The organism is Planktothrix sp. PLAVEN19ND (assembly GCF_057220675.1).
The window spans coordinates 5,350,146-5,373,911 of record NZ_CM170132.1; the positions used below are offsets into that span (position 1 = coordinate 5,350,146).

At 44.0% G+C, this 23,766-nt stretch carries 24 protein-coding genes, 1 tRNA gene and 1 other annotated feature; of the genes, 11 read left to right on the forward strand and 14 right to left on the reverse strand.

Annotated elements, in window-relative coordinates; genetic code table 11:
• Positions 1-127 precede the first annotated feature (127 nt).
• The 9 genes from AC2D3N_RS23020 (at position 128) to AC2D3N_RS23060 (ending at position 9,203) form a co-directional block, all read left to right on the forward strand.
• A complete protein-coding gene (locus AC2D3N_RS23020) occupies positions 128-2,146 on the forward strand; it encodes a phosphodiester glycosidase family protein (RefSeq protein ID WP_484692285.1) in 2,019 nt (672 codons plus the stop codon).
• A gap of 170 nt (positions 2,147-2,316) precedes the next feature.
• The gene (locus tag AC2D3N_RS23025; RefSeq protein ID WP_079678032.1) at positions 2,317-2,733 is read left to right on the forward strand and encodes a phosphomannose isomerase type II C-terminal cupin domain; all 417 of its coding nucleotides are present in this window, start codon (positions 2,317-2,319) and stop codon (positions 2,731-2,733) included.
• Between the two features lie 67 nt (positions 2,734-2,800).
• Complete coding sequence (locus AC2D3N_RS23030) at positions 2,801-3,130, forward strand: HesB/IscA family protein (RefSeq protein WP_484692286.1); 330 nt, start codon at positions 2,801-2,803, stop codon at positions 3,128-3,130.
• 379 nt (positions 3,131-3,509) lie between these two features.
• Positions 3,510-3,881, forward strand: a complete 372-nt coding sequence (rpsL, locus tag AC2D3N_RS23035; RefSeq protein ID WP_026786431.1) for a 30S ribosomal protein S12 — start codon at positions 3,510-3,512, stop codon at positions 3,879-3,881.
• 132 nt (positions 3,882-4,013) lie between these two features.
• On the forward strand, positions 4,014-4,484 hold the full coding sequence (rpsG, locus tag AC2D3N_RS23040) for a 30S ribosomal protein S7 (protein ID WP_026786432.1): 471 nt from the start codon (positions 4,014-4,016) through the stop codon (positions 4,482-4,484).
• Between the two features lie 68 nt (positions 4,485-4,552).
• Positions 4,553-6,628, forward strand: a complete 2,076-nt coding sequence (gene fusA / locus AC2D3N_RS23045) for an elongation factor G (protein ID WP_079678030.1) — start codon at positions 4,553-4,555, stop codon at positions 6,626-6,628.
• 108 nt (positions 6,629-6,736) lie between these two features.
• On the forward strand, positions 6,737-7,966 hold the full coding sequence (gene tuf / locus AC2D3N_RS23050; protein ID WP_079678029.1) for an elongation factor Tu: 1,230 nt from the start codon (positions 6,737-6,739) through the stop codon (positions 7,964-7,966).
• A gap of 141 nt (positions 7,967-8,107) precedes the next feature.
• The gene (rpsJ, locus tag AC2D3N_RS23055) at positions 8,108-8,425 is read left to right on the forward strand and encodes a 30S ribosomal protein S10 (protein WP_026786435.1); all 318 of its coding nucleotides are present in this window, start codon (positions 8,108-8,110) and stop codon (positions 8,423-8,425) included.
• Between the two features lie 136 nt (positions 8,426-8,561).
• On the forward strand, positions 8,562-9,203 hold the full coding sequence (locus tag AC2D3N_RS23060) for an LON peptidase substrate-binding domain-containing protein (protein WP_079678028.1): 642 nt from the start codon (positions 8,562-8,564) through the stop codon (positions 9,201-9,203).
• Between the two features lie 163 nt (positions 9,204-9,366).
• Here AC2D3N_RS23060 and AC2D3N_RS23065 read toward each other — a convergent pair whose 3' ends face one another.
• The gene (locus tag AC2D3N_RS23065; protein ID WP_079678027.1) at positions 9,367-11,418 is read right to left on the reverse strand and encodes an ABC1 kinase family protein; all 2,052 of its coding nucleotides are present in this window, start codon (positions 11,416-11,418) and stop codon (positions 9,367-9,369) included.
• Positions 11,419-12,116: 698 nt separating this feature from the next.
• On the opposite strand from AC2D3N_RS23065, the gene AC2D3N_RS23070 reads away from it, so the two are divergent.
• Positions 12,117-13,196, forward strand: coding sequence for an NF038130 family PEP-CTERM protein (locus AC2D3N_RS23070; protein ID WP_079678026.1), 1,080 nt, complete (start codon positions 12,117-12,119; stop codon positions 13,194-13,196).
• A gap of 85 nt (positions 13,197-13,281) precedes the next feature.
• Here the strand turns inward: AC2D3N_RS23070 and AC2D3N_RS23075 are convergent, their stop codons facing one another.
• From AC2D3N_RS23075 to leuB, 5 genes are all read right to left on the reverse strand, one after another.
• Positions 13,282-14,703: an energy transducer TonB gene (locus AC2D3N_RS23075; RefSeq protein WP_484692287.1), complete on the reverse strand. Its 1,422-nt coding sequence runs from the start codon at positions 14,701-14,703 to the stop codon at positions 13,282-13,284.
• Positions 14,704-14,732: 29 nt separating this feature from the next.
• Positions 14,733-14,942, reverse strand: a complete 210-nt coding sequence (locus tag AC2D3N_RS23080) for a hypothetical protein (protein ID WP_484692288.1) — start codon at positions 14,940-14,942, stop codon at positions 14,733-14,735.
• 202 nt (positions 14,943-15,144) lie between these two features.
• Entirely contained in the window at positions 15,145-16,275 is a 1,131-nt protein-coding gene (locus AC2D3N_RS23085; protein ID WP_079678024.1) for a GlcNAc-transferase family protein, read from the reverse strand.
• A gap of 71 nt (positions 16,276-16,346) precedes the next feature.
• Entirely contained in the window at positions 16,347-16,979 is a 633-nt protein-coding gene (locus AC2D3N_RS23090; protein ID WP_079678023.1) for a vWA domain-containing protein, read from the reverse strand.
• Positions 16,980-17,432: 453 nt separating this feature from the next.
• The gene (gene leuB, locus AC2D3N_RS23095; protein WP_079678022.1) at positions 17,433-18,521 is read right to left on the reverse strand and encodes a 3-isopropylmalate dehydrogenase; all 1,089 of its coding nucleotides are present in this window, start codon (positions 18,519-18,521) and stop codon (positions 17,433-17,435) included.
• Positions 18,522-18,727: 206 nt separating this feature from the next.
• Here leuB and AC2D3N_RS23100 point away from each other — a divergent pair, with 206 nt between their 5' ends.
• A complete protein-coding gene (locus AC2D3N_RS23100; RefSeq protein ID WP_079678021.1) occupies positions 18,728-19,201 on the forward strand; it encodes a universal stress protein in 474 nt (157 codons plus the stop codon).
• A gap of 139 nt (positions 19,202-19,340) precedes the next feature.
• Here the strand turns inward: AC2D3N_RS23100 and rplL are convergent, their stop codons facing one another.
• The 8 genes from rplL to rplS form a co-directional block, all read right to left on the reverse strand.
• Complete coding sequence (gene rplL, locus AC2D3N_RS23105; RefSeq protein ID WP_079678020.1) at positions 19,341-19,727, reverse strand: 50S ribosomal protein L7/L12; 387 nt, start codon at positions 19,725-19,727, stop codon at positions 19,341-19,343.
• A gap of 65 nt (positions 19,728-19,792) precedes the next feature.
• Positions 19,793-20,341, reverse strand: coding sequence for a 50S ribosomal protein L10 (gene rplJ, locus AC2D3N_RS23110; protein WP_484692289.1), 549 nt, complete (start codon positions 20,339-20,341; stop codon positions 19,793-19,795).
• Positions 20,342-20,487: 146 nt separating this feature from the next.
• Positions 20,488-20,623 (reverse strand) — a sequence feature (ribosomal protein L10 leader region).
• Between the two features lie 129 nt (positions 20,624-20,752).
• The gene (gene rplA, locus AC2D3N_RS23115; RefSeq protein WP_079678019.1) at positions 20,753-21,469 is read right to left on the reverse strand and encodes a 50S ribosomal protein L1; all 717 of its coding nucleotides are present in this window, start codon (positions 21,467-21,469) and stop codon (positions 20,753-20,755) included.
• Between the two features lie 159 nt (positions 21,470-21,628).
• On the reverse strand, positions 21,629-22,054 hold the full coding sequence (rplK, locus tag AC2D3N_RS23120; RefSeq protein WP_079678018.1) for a 50S ribosomal protein L11: 426 nt from the start codon (positions 22,052-22,054) through the stop codon (positions 21,629-21,631).
• A 3-nt stretch (positions 22,055-22,057) separates the two neighbouring features.
• Complete coding sequence (nusG, locus tag AC2D3N_RS23125) at positions 22,058-22,732, reverse strand: transcription termination/antitermination protein NusG (RefSeq protein ID WP_079678017.1); 675 nt, start codon at positions 22,730-22,732, stop codon at positions 22,058-22,060.
• A complete protein-coding gene (gene secE / locus AC2D3N_RS23130) occupies positions 22,729-22,959 on the reverse strand; it encodes a preprotein translocase subunit SecE (RefSeq protein ID WP_079678016.1) in 231 nt (76 codons plus the stop codon). The genes nusG and secE overlap by 4 nt, the downstream gene beginning before the upstream one ends.
• Positions 22,960-23,138: 179 nt before the next feature.
• Positions 23,139-23,211: transfer RNA gene (locus AC2D3N_RS23135), tRNA-Trp, on the reverse strand.
• A gap of 115 nt (positions 23,212-23,326) precedes the next feature.
• Complete coding sequence (gene rplS, locus AC2D3N_RS23140) at positions 23,327-23,713, reverse strand: 50S ribosomal protein L19 (protein WP_079678015.1); 387 nt, start codon at positions 23,711-23,713, stop codon at positions 23,327-23,329.
• Positions 23,714-23,766 lie beyond the last annotated feature (53 nt).

Below are 23,766 nucleotides of genomic sequence, written 5' to 3' on the forward strand. Positions count from 1 at the left end.
TATCAGATTGTTTAGGATAGATAGTTGGTTGGTAACGGTCTATCAATACGGGCTAATTATTTTGATTTTTCTTGCTATCTATAACAATCCTATTTGATCTGTGTTCAAAATTAGTGATGAAAAGGGAATGCTGAATTTTAATTTAATTCATAAACCGAAAAAGATTATTTTATTGTTAAGTATTTTGGGGTTGAGTCTTCTACCTATTTCCGCTCTTGCCGAACCAAAAACAGATCCAAATCGACAACAGGGAAACACTATTGAAATTAATGGTAATTCAATTAATATTCCTTGGCATATTGATAAATCTAATAGTAAATCAAAAATTGCTGTTAAAATTAGTGATATTGGATTAATGCAAAATCTAGGAATCGATCTCCTTGATAGCAATAATAGTTCCCAACAACCGATTCAATGGTTTTCTGATCAATCTACTTTATCGGCGGAATATATTAATCCCTATCGCTATTTAGATTTATCGAATTTTACAGAATTTTCCCAATGGCAAATCAAACCGGAGGGAAGCAAATTAAAAATTACTATTCCTCCTTCTACTATTCAATCTTTGCGTATTGAGCCTTTATCTGTAGATAGTAGTAATTTACCTCAAAATGATATCACATTTTCACCTCAAAGAATTATTATTGAACTTGATAAACCGACTATTTGGCAACAGCCTAACCCGGAAATTAAAAAGCGATCGCCTTCTATTCCGCCTCAACCTTCTCCCCCCCTAACGGATGATCCTACTACCCGAAATCAGAATAATTCCCCCCAACCTGTTACTCCGGTTTTACAGGATTGGAGTCTAACTTTAGAGGCCAAGATTACCCCTAAACTATTATCCGATAGTCCAGAATTTTTTAAGCCGAGTATTCTGACAAAAAGCCCAAATTTAATTCCGCCCAATCCTAATTCTACTAATCTACAATTACACTCTCAAAATAATCAAACTCAGGTTAAATTTAGTCTGCCTCCCGGTTGGCGTCCGGTGGTCACTACCTTAAACTCTCCCTATCGTTTAGTGATTGAGATTAAACCGGATTTTCTCACCCCAAAAAATATTTTATGGCAACCCGGTATTAGATGGAGACAGGACTATATTGAAATTCTCAAAACCGAAGCATCTTTAGGATCTTTACTCAATCAAATTTTAAAACCTTCTCAACCCTCGGTTGATCAATTTCCCGTATATTGGTTAGAAATTAATATCAATCAACCCGAAATTAAACTCACTCCAATTTTAAGTAATCCCAATGCTCGTCAAGGCACTTCAACCCTATTAAATATCGCACAACAAGCAAAAGTTCCCGTAGCTATTAATGGAGGTTTTTTTAATCGCAATAATCAACTCCCACTCGGGGCTATTCGGTTTCATAATAATTGGTTATCCAGTCCGATTTTAAATCGAGGAGTCATAGCTTGGGGAAAGGATAAACCTATTTTGATGAATCGTTTAATCTTAAAAGAAACCTTAACTACAGCGTCCGGTCAAACTTTCCCATTACAATATCTCAATAGTGCTTATGTTGAAGCCGGAATTTCTCGCTATACTTCCGACTGGGGAAAATCCTATAGCCCGATTAACCAGCAAGAACATATTATTGTAGTTGAAAATAACCAAATTACCCGTTATATTGAATCGAATAAACCAGAATCATCCGTTGTTAATATCCCAACTCAGGGTTATTTATTAGTTGTTCGAGGTCGTCCCGAATTATTAAAATTATTACCCGTCGGAACTCGTTTACAATTACAAAGCCAAACCGAACCGAAAGAATTTCAAAATTATCCGAATATTTTAGGGGCGGGGCCGTTATTAATGCAAAATCGTCAAATTGTTTTAGATGCCGCTCAAGAACGATTTAATCCCGCTTTTCAACAACAAAAAGCCATTCGGAGTGCGATCGCGATTACTAATAATAATACCTTACTCCTGGTGGCTGTCCATAACCGTCCCAATGGTTCCGGCCCTAGTCTAGCAGAACTTGCTCAAATATTGCAAAAATTAGGAGCCGCAACCGCCCTCAATTTAGACGGGGGAAGTTCCACCAGTCTCTATCTCGGAGGATATTATTTAGACCGTCCTTTTTCAACTGTCGCACCTGTTCATAACGGTCTAGGAATTGCGATCACCGATCATTAGGGTTTAAAGCAGATTATGATAGATCACATAGTCAGCAGGGTGTATTCGCTGTTAGTAGTGGTGGGGAGTATTCTGGAGAACGCACAAGAGCCATCCAGGGGCTTATGAATACACCCCAAGTTTTAATACCAATTTAACTTAGGTAAAATCTTTGATAAGGAAATAGGATTATGGTAGCAGTCAAGGAAAGTGTGGGAAATTCTAAAGATTCCACGGGGAATGCCCCCAATATCGGTAATACTCCCACGGAATTGAGACCTTGGGGTTCATTTACAACCTTGGAAGAAGGGCCAGGATATAAAATTAAACGTATTGAAGTCAAACCTGGTCATCGCCTGAGTTTACAGATGCACCATCATCGGAGTGAACACTGGATTGTGGTAGCCGGAACCGCTAAAGTGGTTTGTGGAGACAGTGAAGAAGTTTTATTCTCTAACCAGTCCACCTATGTTCCTCAATGTACGTCCCACCGTTTGGAAAATCCCGGTGTGATTCCTCTGATTTTAATTGAAGTTCAGAATGGGGAATATTTGGGAGAGGATGATATTATCCGATTCCAAGATGACTATGCTCGTACCCCCGCTTAAAGCGCACCAAAAACCCATATTTCCGGTAATCTAAAAATAGATTAACGTTTCTGTGAGTAGGTGTTCCATGATTTCTCTGAGTCCAGCAGCCACTCGTGAGGTACTTCGCCTCAAGTCAAAGCAAAATAATCCTCATCTGTACTTTCGTCTTGGGGTGCAAAGGGGCGGCTGCTGTGACTGGTCTTATACAATGGGATTTGAGGCAACCCAGCAGTCGAGCGATATCGTTTATCAGTCTGATCAGATTAAAATAGTGGTGGAGTCGGAAAATTTAAAGTACCTAGAAAATCTAACAATTGACTATTCTGAAGATTTAATGGGAGGAGGGTTTCGCTTCCAAAACCCCAACACCACTCAAAGCTGTAGCTGTGGCTATTCCTTTGTCGCCAAATCTTAATAATCTATTCTGATTTAGCACTCGCCCCTAACCCTTACAACCCATACTCGTTTCCACACCCCCATATACATTCTTTCTATTTACCCATTCCCTGCTCCCCCTCTCCCTCTACTCCCCCTGCCTCCCCTGCCTCCCCTGCTCCCCCTACTCCCCCTGCCTCCCCTGCTCCCCCTGTTCCCCCTGCTCCCTCTGCTCCCCCCGCTCCCCACTACAAAATCGAATTTGCAAAAAGTGGTGATCTAGGTTATTATGATCTTTTGGGTGTCAACATCTGACCATACTTTTGAAAGAAAGTCCCATCCCCTGGTAGGGGAGGGATATTTCAGTGGAGATACCTCAAAACTTCAAATTGCCGAATTATTTCAGTATGTCGTAACTCATGCCCACTATTCAGCAACTAATTCGTTCTGCACGGGAACAGACTCAGAAGAAAACAAAATCACCTGCCCTAAAGAGTTGCCCTCAACGGCGGGGAGTCTGTACACGGGTTTATACAACCACCCCTAAAAAACCTAATTCCGCGCTGCGTAAGGTGGCAAGGGTGCGGCTAACCTCTGGCTATGAAGTGACAGCATATATTCCGGGTATTGGTCACAACTTGCAAGAACACTCCGTAGTAATGATTCGAGGCGGTCGGGTGAAAGATTTGCCTGGAGTTCGATATCACATTATTCGCGGAACATTAGATACGGCGGGAGTCAAAGATCGTCGTCAAGGACGCTCGAAGTATGGTGCCAAGCGTCCTAAATAGGAGCTTTGAGTCAGGGCTAAGTTAAATCCTGTGCTGGTGTTGTTGGAGTAAGACTAACAACATTAAGCCTTTGGTGACTTGTCCCCATCGCTGAAAATCTTAAATTATCTATTGTGTTAAGGAAGATACAATATGTCTCGTCGCAGAGTTGTGCAGAAGCGTCCGATCCCTGTGGATCCGGTCTATAACAGTCGCTTAATTAGCATGATGGTACGTCGCATCATGAAGCACGGAAAGAAATCCATTGCCTACCGGATCATTTATCAGGCTCTGAAAACAATCGAAGAAAGAACCGGTTCAGAGCCTCTTGAGGTCTTTGAAAAAGCCATTCGGAATGCGACTCCCCTGGTGGAAGTCAAAGCACGGCGGGTGGGTGGTGCAACCTATCAGGTTCCCATGGAAGTTCGCTCAGAACGAGGAACGGCTTTAGCCCTACGTTGGTTAATTCAATATGCTAGAGCCAGAACCGGACGTTCCATGTCCGTGCGATTGGCAAATGAACTGATGGATGCCGCTAACGAAACTGGAAGTGCAGTTCGTAAACGGGAAGAAACTCACCGGATGGCAGAAGCGAATAAAGCCTTTGCCCATTATCGGTACTAAAAAAATGGATAGCAGTGATATCCGTAAACGTATAAAATCTTAATAAAGGTTTAAAAAAGGAGGTAGCTGTGGCACGTACCGTCCCGCTTGAGAGAGTACGGAACATTGGTATTGCAGCCCACATTGATGCGGGCAAGACAACCACAACGGAGAGGATTCTGTTCTACTCCGGCATGGTTCATAAAATGGGCGAAGTCCATGAAGGAACAGCAGTAACCGACTGGATGGCTCAAGAGCGGGAGCGTGGAATTACCATCACGGCTGCCGCTATTACCACCAGTTGGAAAGATCATAAGATCAATATCATTGACACTCCGGGTCACGTTGACTTCACCATTGAAGTCGAACGTTCGATGCGGGTGTTAGACGGTGTGATTGCTGTCTTTTGTTCAGTCGGTGGTGTACAACCCCAATCTGAAACGGTTTGGAGACAAGCAGAACGCTATAAAGTTCCTCGGATCGTCTTTGTGAACAAGATGGATCGCACGGGTGCTAACTTTTTCAAAGTTTATGAGCAAATCCGCGATCGCTTAAGAGCCAATGCTGTTCCGATCCAGATCCCGATTGGTAGTGAAGACAACTTCCAGGGATTGGTGGATTTGGTGGAGATGAAAGCTTATCTCTACACCAATGACAAAGGAACAGATATCGAAATCACCGATGACATTCCTGAAGCTGTTAAGCAGATAGCCGAGGAATATCGGGTGAAACTGGTGGAGTCGGTGGCAGAAACCGACGATCACCTGATGGAGAAGTACCTGGAAGGGGAAGAACTAACCAACGAAGAAATTGGGACTCAGTTGCGCAAAGGCACCATTGCCGGGACAATTGTTCCGCTTCTGTGTGGTTCTGCCTTCAAAAATAAAGGGGTACAACAACTGTTAGATGCAGTAGTTGCCTATCTCCCGGCTCCATCGGAAGTTCCGCCAATCCAAGGAACCTTATCAAATGGTGAGGTTGACGTCCGTTATGCCGATGACGAAGCGCCTTTATCGGCTCTAGCGTTCAAGATCATGGCTGATCCTTACGGACGCTTGACCTTCGTTCGGGTCTATTCCGGTGTTTTGCAAAAGGGCAGTTATGTCCTGAACTCCAGCAAAGATAAAAAAGAACGGATTTCTCGCTTGATCGTTCTCAAAGCCGATGATCGGATCGAAGTCGATGAACTGCGGGCTGGAGACCTAGGGGCAGCCTTGGGTTTGAAAGATACCCTCACCGGTGATACCCTCTGTGATGACGCGAAACCAATTATTTTGGAATCTCTGTTCATCCCCGAACCTGTGATTTCCGTGGCGGTGGAACCCAAAACCAAACAGGATATGGAGAAACTCTCCAAAGCTCTCCAATCTTTGTCAGAGGAAGATCCGACCTTCCGGGTTTCCGTTGATTCCGAGACCAACCAAACCGTAATTGCCGGGATGGGCGAACTTCACTTAGAAATTCTGGTTGACCGGATGTTACGCGAGTTCAAGGTTGAAGCTAACGTGGGCGCGCCCCAGGTGGCGTATCGGGAAACCATCCGCGAGTCGGTTAAAGCCGAAGGCAAGTTCATCCGTCAAAGCGGTGGTAAAGGCCAATACGGTCACGTTGTGATTACTCTCGAGCCGGGTGAAGCGGGTAGCGGGTTTGAATTTGTTTCCAAAATCGTTGGGGGAACTGTACCCAAAGAGTACATCAACCCGGCGGAACAAGGGATGAAAGAAGCCTGCGAAACCGGTGTGGTTGCGGGTTATCCTCTGATTGACTTGAAAGCAACTCTGGTGGATGGCTCTTACCACGATGTAGACTCCTCAGAAATGGCTTTCAAAATCGCGGGTTCTATGGCGTTGAAAGCGGCAGCTAATAAGGCTAAACCCGTCTTGTTAGAACCCATGATGAAGGTTGAGGTGGAAGTACCTGAAGACTTCATTGGTAACGTGATTGGAGACCTCAACTCTCGCCGAGGCCAAATCGAGGGTCAAGGAACAGAACAAGGCCTGGCCAAAGTGACTGCTAAGGTTCCCCTAGCAGAGATGTTTGGTTATGCCACCGACATCCGTTCCAAAACCCAAGGTCGGGGGATTTTCACCATGGAGTTTAGCCACTATGAGGAAGTTCCTCGTAGTGTTGCTGAAGCCATTGTTGCCAAAAATAAAGGCAACTAAATGGGTAGTGGGGTTGGGGTTAATAGTTAATGGTTAATCACCAAGAACTCATACCTGACCCGGTGCCCACAATTATTTTTCTTGAAAACTTTCAATTCTTAACTGAAAATGGCACGCGCAAAATTTGAACGAAACAAACCCCACGTTAATATCGGTACCATTGGTCACGTTGACCACGGTAAAACCACTTTGACGGCTGCAATTACCATGACTTTAGCTGCTTTGGGTCAAGCCACAGCTAAAAAATATGATCAAATTGATAACGCACCCGAAGAAAAAGCCCGGGGGATTACGATTAATACGGCTCACGTTGAATACGAGACCGAAACCCGTCACTATGCCCACGTTGACTGTCCGGGTCACGCTGACTATGTGAAAAACATGATCACCGGTGCTGCCCAGATGGACGGTGCAATTTTAGTGGTATCGGCGGCCGATGGCCCCATGCCCCAAACCCGTGAACATATCCTATTAGCCAAACAGGTCGGGGTTCCCAATATCGTTGTCTTCATGAATAAAGAAGATATGGTGGACGATGCTGAACTGTTGGAATTGGTGGAACTGGAAGTCCGGGAACTGTTAAGCTCCTACGGTTTCGAGGGTGATAGTATCCCCATTGTTGCCGGCTCGGCTAAAGAAGCTTTAGATTTCATGGTGGCTAACCCCAAAACCGTCGTAGGCGAGAATAAATGGGTAGATAAAATTTACAAGTTGATGGAAGAAGTGGATGCCCATATCCCCACTCCTGAACGTGACATTGATAAGCCTTTCCTGATGGCCGTTGAAGATGTCTTCTCCATTACTGGACGGGGTACGGTGGCAACGGGTCGGATTGAACGAGGTAAAGTCAAGGTTGGCGATAACGTTGAACTGGTGGGAATTAGAGCGACTCGTGCCACCACTGTCACGGGTATAGAAATGTTTAAAAAGAGTCTGGAGGAAGGGATGGCCGGGGACAACGCCGGTCTGCTGTTACGCGGTATCCAGAAAGCTGATATTGAACGGGGTATGGTGATTGCCAAACCTGGTTCGATTACCCCCCATACCCAGTTTGAATCTGAGGTCTATATTTTAAAAGACTCCGAAGGTGGACGTAAAACTCCTTTCTTCCCCGGCTATCGTCCTCAGTTCTATGTCCGAACCACCGATGTTACCGGAACCATTAAAGCCTTTACCTCCGACGCAGGTGAGGAAGCCGAAATGGTTATGCCTGGTGACCGGATTAAAATGACGGTGGAACTGATCAACCCAATCGCCATTGAACAGGGGATGCGCTTTGCTATCCGTGAAGGCGGCCGTACCGTGGGTGCTGGTGTTGTGTCCAAAATTCTGAAGTAGGCTTTGTGAATTAAAGCTGCAAAGTTAGGGATAAGGTTGCAGAAAATAGGAAGGGTTTGATCCTGTTTCTGCACCTTCTATCTTTCAAGATAATGTGACTGCTCAAGCCGATAATCCTGAACCTAGAAAACTGAACACCCCATGGCAACTATTCAACAACAAAAAATTCGGATTCGTCTCAAAGCCTTTGATCGTCGTTTACTCGATACCTCTTGTGAGAAAATTGTAGATACGGCGAATCGGACTAGTGCCACTGCGGTTGGGCCGATTCCTTTACCCACAAAACGCCGGATTTACTGCTTATTGCGTTCTCCCCACGTTGATAAAGATTCCAGGGAACACTTCGAGACTCGTACCCATCGTCGCATTATTGATATTTATCAGCCTTCTTCTAAAACCATTGATGCTCTGATGAAATTGGATTTACCCGCCGGGGTAGATATTGAAGTGAAACTTTAATTTTCCGCTTCGACTATTCTCAACCTACTCAACCTACTCAACCTGACCTTTTAATATGGGTTTTGAGTAGGTTTTTTGATATTTAGAAATTGACCCAAGATCTGCTACGTTGTTAGTAGCTCTTACTTAACGGACAATGGCATCATTTTCCTCAATTGCTGTTCGAGAACTTCCTCTGTTTCCGCTACCAGAAGTGGTTTTATTTCCAGGTAGACCCCTGCCTCTGCATATTTTTGAATTTCGTTATCGGATTATGATCAATACTATCCTGAATACGGATCGCCGGTTTGGGGTATTAATGTTTGATCCGAATCAAGGTCAAGTTGCTTCTGTGGGTTGCTGTGCGGAAATTGTCCAACACCAACGTTTACCTGATGATCGACTCAAAGTGCTGACTTTGGGACAGCAACGGTTTCGGGTATTAGAAGCGGTTCGGGAAAAGCCTTATCTGGTGGGTTTGGTGGAATGGATCGAAGACCAACCCCCTCAACAGGATTTAAGACCCCTAGCAACGGAAGTAGAACGTTTGTTGCGCGATGTGGTGCATCTGTCTGGAAAGTTAATGGAACAAAATATTGAACTTCCTGATGATATTCCCGGTTTGCCGACGGAACTTTCCTATTGGGTCGCTAGTAACCTCTATGGCGTCGCATCCGAACAACAAACGTTGTTAGAAATGCAAAACACCGTCACCCGTTTAGAGCGGGAAGTAGAGATTTTAACTTCAACCCGCAGCCATTTAGCTGCCCGGACAGCCTTAAAAGATGCTTTAGATTAATAACTCCGTAGAGGGGTAATTCATGAATTACCCCTACTATGGAGGTGATACCTAAGTCCTGTTATAGCGCTACGCATTACAGTTAGGACACTTCTAAATCCAGCCAACTCATTCCCTGTTCCCTAGTGCTATAGCTGGGATTTTTGATCATAAATTAAACTGATTAACGACTCTGTGGCAAAGATAGGGGCTGTTGAGGAAAAGATTTTCCAGGACTAGAATGTCCGTTTTTTTCAACAGTAGACCCCAATTGATTATCTTCAGAAACTAGAGGATCAGCAGATAAAAATAACTCCCGAATTAACCTAGCAGCAGCTCGTTGGGCTAATTCTCCCGCTACTTTTTGACTAAGGTGTTGGACTTCCGGTTTAACTATTAAACCCGGAACCCGCTGCACTAATAGCATCGGATCAAACCCTTTAGTATCTTGGAGAATACCCACAATTCTTTGAATGTGTTCTAAGTTATTTTGATTGGGGGTGGGTTGAGGCGTTGCTGTAGGAGTTAGGGTGGCTACTCCCATCCATTCTGCCACTTTAGATTGGGCTGTGGTCAACGCATTGCGAGAAGCTAGATCAATGCTTTTAACTAACTCATTCCCTAACTGTTCTCGAATTAATTCCCCCCGTTCTGAAAATAAAAAGTCTAGGGTTTGATCTAAGACTTGGTTAATATCATAATCATCACTATTTTGGGCATTTTTGAGTAAATTCTCCAAACGATTCCAGCGGAATGATCCATCCTTAAATAATAGATCTTTTAAAGAGGTTCTTAACTCAACTGAAGGATCGGTTAAGAGTCTTTTCGCCACATAAGGATAGGCTTTACTTAACACTTTAAAATTGGGGTCAACATTAATGGCAATCCCTTCTAATGTCACCAAAGACCGAATAATTAAGGCATAATAAGCCGGAACTTGGAAGGGATACTCATACATTAATTCCGAGAGTTGATCCGTAATACTCTTAAAATTCAGTTCGGCAACACTCGCCCCCAAAGCATTACTAAACACCTCCCCTAAAGCTGGAATAATGGGGGTTAAATCAGTTTCCGGTTTTAAAAATTCTAACTTAACATAATCTTTCGCCAACCCTTCAAAATCCCGATTAACTAAATGCACAACAGCCTCTAATAACCCATATCTTTGATAGGGTTTGACTTCACTCATCATGCCAAAATCGAGATAAACTAATTTCCCTTCAGGACTGGCTAATAAATTACCCGGATGGGGATCGGCATGGAAAAAGCCATGTTCTAATAATTGCCGTAAAGAACATTGTACCCCCACTTCAATTAAATAACGAGCGTCAATTCCTCGGGCGGTCACTTCTTCTAAATTGGTTAATTTAGTTCCGTTAATCCACTCCATGGTTAATACCCGTCGCCCGGTATAACCCCAATAAATTCTAGGTACATAAATATCGGGAATATTGCCGTAGAGTTGTCTAAATCGTTCGGCATTTCTGCCTTCATGGTTGTAGTCCATTTCTTCATAAATTCTTTCCCCAAATTCATCCATAATGGCGACTAAATCACTGCGGATAAATTTAAACCTTTTCTTTGCCCACTGGGCTAGGGTTCGTAAAATATAAATATCCAGGGCAATACTTTCAGATAAACCCGGACGTTGCACTTTGACCGCGACGGTTTCTCCGGTTTTTAATTTGCCTTTATAAACCTGCCCCAAGGAAGCCGCAGCTAGGGGATCAGCACTTAATTCTGCATAGATATTATCGGGGTGATCGCCTAATTCTTCTTCAATAAATTGATAGGCAACTTGATTGGAGAAGGGGGGAAGTTGATCTTGTAATTTGGTTAATTCGTCTAAATATAAAGTAGGCATGACGTCGGGCCGGGTGGATAGGGCCTGTCCGACTTTAATAAAGGCTGGGCCAAGTTCGGTTAAGGTGGTTCGCAGTTGAATTGCCCGTTTTTTCTCGGCTTTAACTTTTTTTCCCCGTTTGCCATCTAACCATAATCCCAAGGCAAAGGAACCGAATTTCCAAATAATGCTCAATAGGCGTCCCCAGACCTGGAACACTCGGGAACGGTAATAGTCGGCAATGGCAACGGGATCGTAGCGTAACGTAGGTTGATCTGATTCATTGTGGATAGTTCCCTTGGGTTGGGGGTGATGTTCGTCCATGGACTTTGAGGAAACATCAATGGTGGCCGGGGAAAATGATCCGTTCGGTTCGAGTTGGGTGATAGTCATGGGGTGAATCTAAATCAAGCCGGGGCTGAGTTTTGAATTTGTATTAACTATTGTGACACTCCCCCGAATAGAATTCGAGGGATTTTTGTACTCTAAGACAATCATGGGTCAGGGCTGGATGGATAACTATAGTGCTACGCATTACAGCTAGGACACTTTTTAGTCCTGAAACCCTTTCACTGCTTACTGTTTCGGTGTTCCGGTGTTCTAAGAGTGCGTAGCGCTACAACTAGTTCTGAGCATGATAGCAATATTTTAGAATCAGAGTTTTTTTAAGTAAATTTACGGAAGGCGGGGGCCTAAAATCGATTCAAAATCTTAACTATGTAAATTTACCGATGTTGATCAATAGCATTTAGGTAAGAATTAAAGGTTTACCTTAACTTTACAAAAAAACCGATAAATTCATCAAAATTTTATAGACATTTCCCCAGGATTGAATATAATAACAATAGATAAAGTTAAGAACCCCAAAAGCCAACTGGCTCAAAGCGTTCACCAGACTAACTGTTAAATGAGGGTGCTAAAGTTCTTCCGTTGAAGTGGAACTTTAATATATTTAAAAAAACACAGTCAAAGATCATCGTCTAAAGTGACATGAATCACAAACCAATCCATCCCAATCGGTTTTAATCGGATTCAGCATCACTAATAGACAAAAATTCTAAGAAAACCTTCTACTTTCTGGAGAACAGATTATGGCAGCTTCATTAAAAAAACTCTTAATTGGCACTTCCGTCGCAGTGGGAATGAGCGCAGTTGCTAGTCTCCCGGCAAAAGCCGCCTCTTTCGACTTTAACAATAGCGAAACCAATTACGCCACCTACACCCACAACAGCAACAACCTTTGGATTAAAGGGAATGAAGCTGCCGCCATTAGTGCACTGACTGATAATAATCTCCAAACAAACGTTGAACTCAACTACACCAATGAAACCAATAGTTCCAGTGTTGGTTTTACAGCGACCGCCGGAAAACACACCGCCAAAGTATCCAGCGTCACCACGGATGAATTTAATGCTTTCCAAGGGGACTGGTTAAATGGCCTATTGAATGCCTATCAACCTCTGAAAAATGTTTGGAATGCTTCATCAGCAGCGTTTCAAGATGTGGCATTAGGCGCATTTAAGAGTTCAGTCGGCTTTGGAGATCCCAACATTGCTGAGTTCTCCCTGGACAAAACCGGTGCAATGTCGATGAAAACAATGGGTTTCTTTGACCTCAAGCCAAAAGTTAATACCCTAATTAGTACATATAGCAACACCCAAATTAATTCGCCCCTCTCTCAAGCCAATAATGCCCTTCTTACCGTTAATCAGGGGATCAGCACGATTCAAAACAACACTCAATACAAGTTATTAACCAGCGTACCCTATAACCTTCTAAATGCCACTCAAAAGGCTGCACTCAATAACTTCAATATCCAACTATCAACATTAAACACTCAAAAAACGACACTGACCGCCGGAATTGCCACACTGACCGCAGCCAAGCAACAGGTTGATTCCTTCAACAATGCTCTGAGCCAAATTCAGAACTTACAAATCAGTGAAATTGTTAAAGTTGAACTGGACGGTGTATCAGAGTACGTCTATAGCTTCAACGCCGAAAATTCCGGCTTCGTAGCTAAAGATGATGGAAAATCCTACAGTGGAGTCTATTCTTGGAGCAAGGCAGGCACACCCGCCGCAGTTCCCGAACCCTCTACCATCTTAGGACTGATGGCCGTTGGTGGTTTGTTCGGTGCAGCCAAACGTAACGCTAACAAAAAAGCCTAATTTCAGTATTTCAGTTTTCGGTAAGTCAATCGGAGAAGCAGAAAAAGAGAGGAAGCAAATCCCTCTCTTTTTTTGTCCATTTGCCTTAAATTCCACCTTCTGAGTTAGATTTGGGCTGAGGGTCTGGGGTTTCCGAAGCTGGAGGAGTTGACTCGGTAGACTCCGGGGGTTTTTGTTCAACGGGATTAGTCGGTGGTTGTTGGGTTTCTGAACTCGGAGGGGATGGCTGTGCTGGTGGTTGAGCAGCAGCCGCGGGAGGATTGGGAGATTTTGGAGTCTGGTTATCCACGGTTCTGCAATTCTCCTGAGCGTTAAACTGAAATTGAATTTGATAGGCTTTGGGTGAACTACTCGGGTCAAAGGTCATTTCCCGAACAGCGGCGATCGCAGCATTATCGAGAACCGGAGAACCCGTAGCTAATAACGGTTCTGGCCCTCGTAAAATTTCTCCCCCTGTCCCGGCAACCACTCCAATTAAAGCCTTTCCTGTTAACTGTTGTTCACAAGCCGCCGCCGGATATAAGCGGTTTGCGACCATCGGAGAGGCAGTTTCTAAATTGGGATAGTCCGTTAGTAAACTATTCACCCAGTTTAAATAAGCCCCTCCTCCTTGTAACATCGCTGTTTGTTGCTCACTGACGACACCTTCAGGAGTTTTGGGTTGTTGGGCTGGTTGTTGGGCTTTAGCCCCTCCTCCCTCTTGTAAACCCTTCTGAAGTCCAGCCAAAATCGAGCCTTTAGGGTCTTTTGGTTGGACATTGGGATTATTTTCAGGAGGTTTGGGATCGGCGGGAGGATTAGGATTATTGTTCGGATTGAACACCGAGGGGCTGCAATTGCCATTATTAAACATTGGTGGACAATTGACGTCCTGACCCAATTCCCGAATTAACTGTTGTCGCAAGGCTAATTCATCCCTGGGAGGTAAATTCCCAGGTGGTTTGGGTTGTCCGGGAACTTCGGCCGTGGGAACATTGGGATTACCGAAGCCTAAAGGTGGCCCGGGAACAAAAGATAAAGAAGGACTAGAGTTAGGCAAAAACCCAATAGAACCGGAATTAAGATTACTGGAATTAGACCCCTGGGAAACAACCGGAGGTAAACGATAGGTGGGTAAACCAGGGGAATTACTCGGGGGCGGTAGGGGAATATTAGTCGGCCATACGGGAAGGGATGCCCCCGGCATGAAGTCGGACGGTGCGGGGGGAGGAATAATATTATCGACGGTCGGGACTGGAAGAATAGATAAAGAGGGAGAGAGAGAATTTAGGGGAGTGAAGGAGAGTTTAGAGGGGGCGGCTGGATAAACACCACTAATTTGTTCGGGGGAAAGTTCCACCACTTGAACTGTGGGAGGGAGTTTAATTGATTGGGAATAGAAACTAATATATTGAATATTGGCTGCAAATACTCCGTGCACCCCTAAAGATGCCAACACACACAGGACAACCGGTTGGCGAAAGGTGGAGGGGACAAATTCAATCAAGGATGTTGTCGAAGCCGTCATAATAAATTTTAATTTTAAATAGGAATGACTCAGGGTTGAGTTTTGACAATCCGACTCGCACAATAGGATAAACGTAAATGGGGGCGATCACCTAACCCATTATAAATCACTTGATTGGGTAGCGCCGCCCGTTCCATTATATAAGCCTGTTTTAGCAAATTAGGCGGTTTTAAGACTTCCCAAACTTGCTGATCAACAGAACTAAATTCCATCAACACCACAACATCCGCCTGGTGCATGGTTGTTTCTAAGTCGGCGACGGTATAAATTGCGGGTAGGATGGCTAACTTTTACTCTCGAACTGTTAGGGGAATACCCAAACTCGCCACCGTCGCCAAGGGAGAACAAATTCCAGGGATAGCCTGCACTATAACTCAATGACGGAGTTTTTGTAAGGTTTGTGCCAGATAATTAAAGGTACTATAGAAGAAATAGCAATAATTATTCTAGTTTCTGAAATAATAAAGATTTTGTGGGAATTCCTTTAGCAGCTGTTTCTGATATTTCTTGGGTTTGGAAATTGATCCCACAAAAGTTTTGATAGTCTTCGATAGTTCTGAGATTTCCAATATCGTAAATTTCTAAACTTTCTGCTTCTAAGGGACTAATTCTTAATATTTTTTTAACCCTTTCTCGGGATTTTTGCTCTAATTTAAACCATTCAGAATCAACATCCCAATGTTTTTTCGCATTGGTGCGAGTATAATAGTGATAAATTGTAATTTGATGGGGATAAAAAATATCCCATCCCTTTGTCCAAGCTCTAGTTGAAAGGGTGATTTCTTCCCCTCGAAAATAGAGAAACGGATCATAGGGAACTTCTAAATAAAATTGTCGGGGGGCGAAAATAAATCCTCCGGCTAAAAACATTCCTAACTGGGGTTCAGAATAGGAAGCTATACTTTCTCCAGCGACAAAACTTAAAATCCCATGGTCATCAAAATGATGGGCGGTTAAACGGGTACTGGGATATCCAGGGGGAATTTCATCGGGGGGAAGATAGGGGGGAGTATAGGCGGAAAGGATGGGTTTGGGACTAGGACATTGGGCGAGTTGTTTGAGTAATAAACTATCCCAACCTTCGACAAATCGATGGTGACTATCTAATTGTAAGATAAAATCTTCATCATGAAGTAAGCGCTGACCCAGGGATCTTGCCCAACAGACACCGAGGGATTTTCGCGCATCAATTTCAATCATTTTACAGGGAAATTCCTGCATTTTTTCGGTAATATTTTCATCCTCTCCGTGGATAAATTGCCAAACAATACCAAAGGTAATTTTTTCGGGACGATGGGCTTTTTTTAAGGCATCTTTTAGGGTAGGAATCAGTTCGGAATCTCGATAGGCGGCTAGATGTAAAAATATCTTGGGATCGGTAAAATTAAGTTTGGGTACTGGGATGGGTGGGGTTTCTGAAGCCGGAGGAGTCTCGGGCGTAAAAGTCCGAGCCATTTCTAGGATTTTTAAGGCAACGGTTGCCCGTTCTGACGGAGGTAATTTTTCATCAATTAAAATAGAATCCAAGGTTTTAATTGATTGAGACACTAATTTTTTCGAGGAAGATTCCATTATGATTACTAACCTTTAAAGATCATAAGATCATCAGGACAATACAGCAGAGGCATCCTGCCAACCCAAGTTTAATCAACAATGGCTTTGAGCAACACATCGGTTAAACTCATAGAATCTAAATCCGATAGGGTAATGGTATTACAAATATCAAATTTAGCCCCCTGACTTTGTAAATTATGATCTAAGCCCTGAAAAAAGGTGGTGACATCAGTATTAAAACCAACTTGAATCAGTTCAATAGCTAATTCTTCATCTCGATTAAGTTGATTGGCTGCATCAATAATAATTTGTCTAAGAGCAGTAGGATTTTCAATTTCTCCCGAAGTCACAATGATAATGGTTTCACCATTGGCTTTGGTTTGTTCCGTTGCCCGTCTGCCAAAATAGTGATCGGTGGCATCTTTTAGTACGGGGGATAAACGATTTTTTCCCGATGGTTGATGATGTTGAAAAAGATAAATAATTCGGTCAGAGGTAACATTTTCATACCGTTGAAATTGATCGGAAAACAAATATAGGGTGATGCCGTCAAGATCAAATTGTTCGCAATAACTGGCGATGGCTAAAATCGATTCTTGAATTAGATCCCAGCGACTTTTGCCTTTAGATTTTTCAATCGTCGCCATACTCTGACTACTATCAATAATTAAAGTATAATCGCGATCGCATAAGACCGATCCCCCTTCTAACAAAATGTCCATCTGGATTGACTCCTAAATTTTTGATCCTATTCTTAACCTATCAGGTCTGGTGATAGTTGGACTCCCAGACTGGGTAATCAGCGAATGAGTATGTTAGGATGGGGCGCGGTCAATGACCTAGTGGAATTAATGACTAATCTACAGTCTCAATCCAGTAGTCCCTAACCGCAATTCATCCCACGCTGCTCTAACGAATCAGACGTGGAACTTCGGCGCGAAGATGCTAAAATTCTCCATCCTGGGGAAGTATCATTTTTGAGGCTGTTATGATAAAATACTTTTGTGATGAAATTTTGGGGACTGAGCGCTCTGTTGAACTGAAAGGGGGAGAGCGCTCTTTATTCTTGTTATAGCAGGGAACAGGGAATTACGAATGGGTTTTGGGTGATATTCAGTGAGCGAGGACGCTCCCCCTGCTCCCCCTGCCTCCCTAGGATTGCTATATACCATTAACTAATTTTCTTCTAGGGCTTTTAACAACAATTCTCCTATTTGCTGACAACCGACTAATTTCATCCCCTCAGACATAATATCCCCAGTCCGATATCCCCAATCTAAGATTTTTAAAACCGCATTTTCTAGTTTATCCGCCGCCACGGGTTGATCTAAACCATAGCGTAACATCATCGCCGCGCTCAGGACTTGGGCGAGGGGATTGGCCTTATCCTGTCCCGCAATATCGGGGGCTGAACCGTGAACGGGCTCAAAAACCCCAGGGCCAGATTCCCCTAGGCTGGCAGACGGTAACATTCCAATACTTCCAGTTAACATAGCCGCTGCATCGGAGAGAATATCACCAAATAAATTCCCCGTCACAATGGTATCAAATTGTTTAGGGGCGCGAACTAACTGCATAGCTGCGTTGTCAACATATAAATGAGACAATTCGACATCGGGGTATTCGGAGGCGAGTAGGCTGATCCGATCGCGCCATAATTGAGACACATCTAAGACATTTGCCTTATCCACAGAACAGAGTCTGCCCCGACGTTTCTGGGCAGTTTCAAACCCGACACGGCCAATCCGATCAATCTCAGATTCGGTGTAGGCCATCGTATTGACGCCTCGTTTTTCTCCCGTTTCCGTCTGAAAAATGCCCTTGGGTTGTCCAAAATAAATGCCCCCGGTGAGTTCGCGGACAACCATAATATCCACCCCCTCCACCACTTCTTTTTTCAAGGAAGACGCATCAATTAAATGAGGTAAGATGGTAGCGGGACGCAAATTAGCAAATAATTTTAATCCCGCGCGTAACCCTAATAATCCGGTTTCTGGCCGTTGATGGCGGGGTAAATTGTCCCATTTGTATCCCCCAATCGCCGCTAACAGCACCGCATCACTCTTGAGACACTGTTCCAAAGTTTCTGGAGGCAGAGGTTCTCCGGTGGCATCAATGGCGGCTCCTCCCATCAAGGCTTGATGAAAATTGAAAGTAATATTCAGTTGCTTGCCAACGACTTTTAACGCATCGACCGCCACCGCTATAATTTCAGGGCCGATTCCATCGCCAGGAAGGAGAGTAATGCGGTAGTTTTGACTCATAATCTAAAGAAAGATAGTAACAAAACAGATGGGGTCAGACGAGGATGAACCGGGTCAGCGATCGCCCAACCTTTAAATATAGCATTATTTTATCAAAAAATAAGATTTTTAGTTTAAGATAGAAAACAGGGAATCGAGTATTTTTAGATAACAGATTTTAGAAACTGACCGACAACGGAATTAAACAAATTAAGGAGGACAAGAATATGGCCTATAAAAAAATTTTAGTATCAATTGATCAGACTCCCCAAGCCGAGTTTGTTTTTCATCAATCTTTACAACTGGCCAAACTGTACGAAAGTCAGTTAAAACTGTTTCATTGTATTAGTATATCACCGATGATTTTGGGTTCTCCCGGGGATTTATATGGTCAACGGTTAAATCAAGTGGCACAAATTCAACATGAATTAATTGAAAAAGAAATTAATGAAGTTTCTGGATGGTTAGCCACCTTCGTTAGTTATGCCCAACAGCAAGGAGTTTCTATTGAAACTGAATATCAAGTGGGAGAAGCGGGATATTGGATACGAGAAATGACCCAAAAATGGGGTGCTGATTTAGTGATTGTGGGCAGACGCAACCGTTCAGAATTGGCGGAATTGTTTTTAGGGAGCGTGAGTAATTATGTCGTTCATCATGTCAAATGTTCCGTATTAATTGTACAGCAACCTGAAGATTAAAAGGATTAATTTTAATTGATTGTAGAGACGAGCCACGGCGCGTCTCTCTTTGAGTTTGTATTATACTAAAAAACCTGATTTCTCAATCAGAAACCAGGTTAGGTATGAACAAAAAAACTAAAACTAAGCAACGTTAAAATTATTTGATGGAAACTTTAGCACCAGCTTCTTCCAGTTTACTCCGAGTATTTTCAGCGTCATCTTTATTAGTAGCCTGTTTAACCGCTTTGGGGGCTGCTTCCACTAAATCTTTAGCTTCTTTCAGACCTAAACCCGTCAGTTCACGCACCACTTTCAGAATTGCAATTTTCTTATCAGCCGGGAATTCTTCCAAGATGACATCGAATTCAGTTTTTTCTTCAACTTCTTCCACAGGGGCTGCCGCACCAGGAGCAACCATCGCCACACCCACAGGAGCCGCGGCACTCACACCAAAAGCTTCTTCGATTTGTTTGACTAATTCAGACGCTTCTAACAGGGTTAAAGACTTCAGTTGTTCCAGAATTTGATCAGTAGTTGCAGACATTTGTTAAACTCCTAGACAATGTAACGGTTTGTGTTTGAGACTCGTGGGCCAAGCATTCCGAGAAACTATGCAGCTTCGTCGTTTGAGCCATCTTGATCTTTTTCAACATAGGCATTGAGTGCTCGTGCCAAAGACCCTGGAACTTCGTTGATGCCAACGGCCAGTTTGGTTGCCACACCATTGATAGCCCCAGCAATTTGAGCCATAAGTTGCTCTTTGGAGGGTAAATCTCCTAAAGCTTTAACGTCACTTTCACTCAGCAGCTTGCCTTCCATGACGCCGCCGCGAACTTCCGTCTTTTTAGAAGCCTTCTGGAACGCTTGGTAGGCTTTAATCGCACTACCGAAGTCTTCCTTAACTAATAAAAAGGCGTTAGAACCCTTGAGCAACTCATTCAAAGGTTGCCAGTTGCTTTGACCCTCTATGGCGATCCGCATTAAGGTGTTTTTTGTCACCTTGCAAACACTACCTGAAGGACGAAGTTGTTGCCGTAAATTGGTGATTTCCGCAACGGACAAGCCGCTGTAGTCAATCACAATAGCCAGTTGTGAATCTTTAAGGGTTTCCTTAAGTTCGGCAACAATTTCTTGTTTATTTTCTAGGGTTCTTCCCATTCTTGTTGAACCTCCTTGTAGCATTGCAGTTCACTTTCATCTCCCCAAGGTGATGTAGTGTCCCACAATGGTTGACTCCTTCCCCGATGAAACAGCAGCGATTTCGCCATAAAAAACCTCGGTTCTCTCACCGAGGTCAAGACTTAAAACTTAAACATAAATCATCCACACAGACAGATTAATGAGGTCTGTAACCTGATTGTTTAGCTTTAAACTTATTGAACCTCGGCAGGAAATTAAGCGTTTCGCCCCTGCTGTCTGCGGTGAGTTAGTCGTTTATTGGTTTAAATACGCAGTCTTTCATGGTTGCATATTTTATTGGATTTGTCAACCCCCAATTCCGACTAGATCACCAGGGAAATCAGAACACCCTGGGTAAATTAATCCTCAAGGGTGACTGAAATCCCCAGATTAAACTAGGTCTGCAATTTTCAGTTCCCGCAGTGCCGTAATATCCACTTCAATCGACGGCCCCATAGTAGCCGCGACAAACACACTGCGCCAGTAACGACCTTTAGCCCCAGAGGGACGGTTGCGGTCAATACATTCTTGTAGGGCGGATAGGTTCACCAGCAAATCGGCTGCGGAGAATCCGGTTTTCCCAAACATAACGTGAACGATCCCCGTACGATCAGCACGGAATTCCAACTTCCCAGCTTTGAATTCGGCGATCGCCTGTGCCACATCCGTCGTCACCGTTCCCCCTTTAGGAGAAGGCATTAAGCCCTTCGGCCCTAACAAACGTCCCAGTTTAGCCACTTGAGGCATCATATCCGGTGTGGCAATTAAACAATCAAAATCCAGCATTCCCTTCTGGATCTCATTAATCAAATCTTCAGATCCAACAAGATCAGCCCCTGCTGCTTGAGCTTCGGTGACTTTTTCCCCTTTTGCCAATACCGCCACCCGGATCACCTGACCCGTACCTTTGGGTAAGCTTACCGTTGTTCGGAGTTGTTGGTCGGTATATTTGGGGTCAATACCTAAACGAATATGGGCTTCAGCTGATTCAGGAAACTTAGCTGTAGCGGTTTCCTTCAACAGATTAATCGCCTCTAAAGGTTCGTAGGGTCGGTCTTCAACCTTTTTTCTGAGTTCTCGTAATCGACGGGATTCTTTTCTTGCCATTCTATATCTCCTGGGGTGATAACGAAGCTATACTTCTCCCCCAATAAAGGGTTAACGGAAACTACCTGAAATACTCACCGAATTCATTAATTGATTGCCGTTGAGCTAACCATTGAGACCGCCAACAGTTGAGCGTGCAGTTATCGGTCACAAATCGGCTCAATCAACAATGGTTACACCCATATTGCGGGCGGTTCCAGCCACAATTTTCATGGCTGCTTCCACATCATTGGCATTTAAGTCGGGCATTTTGGTTTCTGCAATTTCTCGTAACTGAGCTTGCGTAATTTGGCCGACTTTTTTGCGGTTTGGTTCCCCCGAGCCCCGTTCGACTCCAGCAGCTTTACGAATCAATACCGAAGCCGGAGGGGTCTTGAGAATAAAGGTAAAACTGCGGTCTTCAAAAACCGAAATTTCCACCGGCACCACAAGACCTGCTTTATCTGCGGTTCTGGCGTTATACTCTTTGCAAAACGCCATAATATTCACCCCATGTTGACCCAGGGCTGGGCCGATTGGGGGTGCAGGGTTGGCTTTGCCCGCAGTAATTGCCAACTTAATAACTGCTACAACTTTCTTTGCCATTCCTTAGCCTTGTTTTTCTACCTGATTAAACTCTAATTCTACCGGGGTATCCCGCCCAAAAATCGAAAGTAGAGCCTTAAGCTTACTCCGTTCTGGACTGACTTCAATCACACCCCCTTCAAAGTCTTTAAATGGCCCGGAAAGCACAATGATATGATCCCCAATCGCCATTGCTGCCTTGACAATCGGTTCCTGTTGTTGCGCTTGTCTGAAAATCCGTTCCACTTCAGCATTACTTAAAGGCAAAGGTTTAACGTGACCTCGACCCCGACCGGAATGCCGTTTTTGTTCTGCCCCAACGAAATTAATTACGTGTGGCGTGTTCTTGACCACCTGCCAAGCTTCATCGTCAATTTCCCAGCGATTGAGTTCGTTATTCCATTTCAGTCTCATCTGGATGAGAACATAACCTGGAAACACTTTCTCCTCACCATGTTGACGACTGCCATCTTTGCGCAGTTTAATCATTGGGGTGTGGGGGATTTCCACCTTCAAAATTCGTTCCGCAACATCTAGGGTTTGCACCCGTTGTTCCAGGTTCGCCTTGACTCGCTTTTCACAGCCAGAAGCCACCTGAACAGCATACCAACGGCGCTCTCCGGGTGAAAACTCCTGGGAACGTTCGTCCGTATCTGCCATTTGGTCTGAATGTTGTGATTCGTCCGATGTAAAAGTCATCCGAAGATTTGCCCCGACGCCCAACGAAGGAAGTTGTCTGCTAAATAGATCAAGCTGGCCGAAAGAGTGACCATCAACAATACCCCTGCCGACTCACTCAGTAGTTGCTGTCGGCCAGGCCAGACCACTTTGTCCAATTCCTCTTTCGTTTCTTTGAGGAACGTAGAAGCGTTAAAGCCAGAAGTCGTTCCTTCAATTGCAACTTCTTCTTTCTTGTTGACCACCATGAACTCCCCTTGCGATCTTACGGTATCTGATCCTGATCTTAGCTGAAAGAGGGTCACACAGCCGCCCAAACTTTTAAAACTATCATACTGAACGCCTCCAAACAATGTTCCGATCTGTTGCTTTTCGGAACAATGCCCAGACGAAAGTAATCTTGCGTCTGGGCATTAGAGGTATCCAGCGCGCCCTGGAGGACTTGAACCCCCGACATCAGGTTTTGGAGACCTGCGTTCTACCAACTGAACTAAGAGCGCATAGCGGAGTGGCTGATCTTCTACCTTATTTAGCTTAACACAACTTACAGAGTTTGGTTAAACTTTTTTTCCGACCACCACTAGGGGAATCATGGAATCTCTGGTGCTGCCCAAATTACAGACTCCGGTCAAACCGTTGTTTAACGCGAGTGGCTTTACCAATCCGATCGCGGAGATAGAACAGTTTAGCCCGGCGGACTTTACCCCGACGGATGACTTTAATATTCGCAATTCTCGGAGAATGGATTAGGAAAACTCTCTCCACCCCCACTCCTTGAAAAATCTTCCGCACGGTGATCGTGGCGTTAATCCCGCCATGGCGTTTAGCAATCACCACTCCTTCATAGGGCTGAATCCGTTCTTTGCCACCCTCTTGAATTTTCACCGCAACCTTGATCGTATCACCGACATAAATCTCGGGAAGATCGGGTTTATTGAGTTGCTGTCGGAGGCTTTCAATTTCTGCCGTTTCAATAGAACGGATAATTTCTCCCGCTTTCATGATAATTTTCCAAAACTCACAAGATCCGATTATAGATCGAAAAGGACTGTAAA

Coding starts and splice junctions, on each gene's coding strand:
- AC2D3N_RS23080 (WP_484692288.1), bottom strand. CDS start 14,942: ATGCACCAGGCGGATGTTGTGGTGTTGATGGAATTTAGTTCTGTTGAT.
- AC2D3N_RS23060 (WP_079678028.1), top strand. CDS start 8,562: ATGGCATCATTTTCCTCAATTGCTGTTCGAGAACTTCCTCTGTTTCCG.
- rplS (WP_079678015.1), bottom strand. CDS start 23,713: ATGAAAGCGGGAGAAATTATCCGTTCTATTGAAACGGCAGAAATTGAA.
- nusG (WP_079678017.1), bottom strand. CDS start 22,732: ATGACTTTTACATCGGACGAATCACAACATTCAGACCAAATGGCAGAT.
- AC2D3N_RS23100 (WP_079678021.1), top strand. CDS start 18,728: ATGGCCTATAAAAAAATTTTAGTATCAATTGATCAGACTCCCCAAGCC.
- rpsG (WP_026786432.1), top strand. CDS start 4,014: ATGTCTCGTCGCAGAGTTGTGCAGAAGCGTCCGATCCCTGTGGATCCG.
- rplL (WP_079678020.1), bottom strand. CDS start 19,727: ATGTCTGCAACTACTGATCAAATTCTGGAACAACTGAAGTCTTTAACC.
- rpsL (WP_026786431.1), top strand. CDS start 3,510: ATGCCCACTATTCAGCAACTAATTCGTTCTGCACGGGAACAGACTCAG.
- secE (WP_079678016.1), bottom strand. CDS start 22,959: ATGGTGGTCAACAAGAAAGAAGAAGTTGCAATTGAAGGAACGACTTCT.
- rplJ (WP_484692289.1), bottom strand. CDS start 20,341: ATGGGAAGAACCCTAGAAAATAAACAAGAAATTGTTGCCGAACTTAAG.
- AC2D3N_RS23025 (WP_079678032.1), top strand. CDS start 2,317: ATGGTAGCAGTCAAGGAAAGTGTGGGAAATTCTAAAGATTCCACGGGG.
- AC2D3N_RS23070 (WP_079678026.1), top strand. CDS start 12,117: ATGGCAGCTTCATTAAAAAAACTCTTAATTGGCACTTCCGTCGCAGTG.
- AC2D3N_RS23030 (WP_484692286.1), top strand. CDS start 2,801: ATGATTTCTCTGAGTCCAGCAGCCACTCGTGAGGTACTTCGCCTCAAG.
- AC2D3N_RS23085 (WP_079678024.1), bottom strand. CDS start 16,275: ATGGAATCTTCCTCGAAAAAATTAGTGTCTCAATCAATTAAAACCTTG.
- AC2D3N_RS23090 (WP_079678023.1), bottom strand. CDS start 16,979: ATGGACATTTTGTTAGAAGGGGGATCGGTCTTATGCGATCGCGATTAT.
- AC2D3N_RS23075 (WP_484692287.1), bottom strand. CDS start 14,703: ATGACGGCTTCGACAACATCCTTGATTGAATTTGTCCCCTCCACCTTT.
- rpsJ (WP_026786435.1), top strand. CDS start 8,108: ATGGCAACTATTCAACAACAAAAAATTCGGATTCGTCTCAAAGCCTTT.
- tuf (WP_079678029.1), top strand. CDS start 6,737: ATGGCACGCGCAAAATTTGAACGAAACAAACCCCACGTTAATATCGGT.
- rplK (WP_079678018.1), bottom strand. CDS start 22,054: ATGGCAAAGAAAGTTGTAGCAGTTATTAAGTTGGCAATTACTGCGGGC.
- AC2D3N_RS23020 (WP_484692285.1), top strand. CDS start 128: ATGCTGAATTTTAATTTAATTCATAAACCGAAAAAGATTATTTTATTG.
- rplA (WP_079678019.1), bottom strand. CDS start 21,469: ATGGCAAGAAAAGAATCCCGTCGATTACGAGAACTCAGAAAAAAGGTT.
- AC2D3N_RS23065 (WP_079678027.1), bottom strand. CDS start 11,418: ATGACTATCACCCAACTCGAACCGAACGGATCATTTTCCCCGGCCACC.
- leuB (WP_079678022.1), bottom strand. CDS start 18,521: ATGAGTCAAAACTACCGCATTACTCTCCTTCCTGGCGATGGAATCGGC.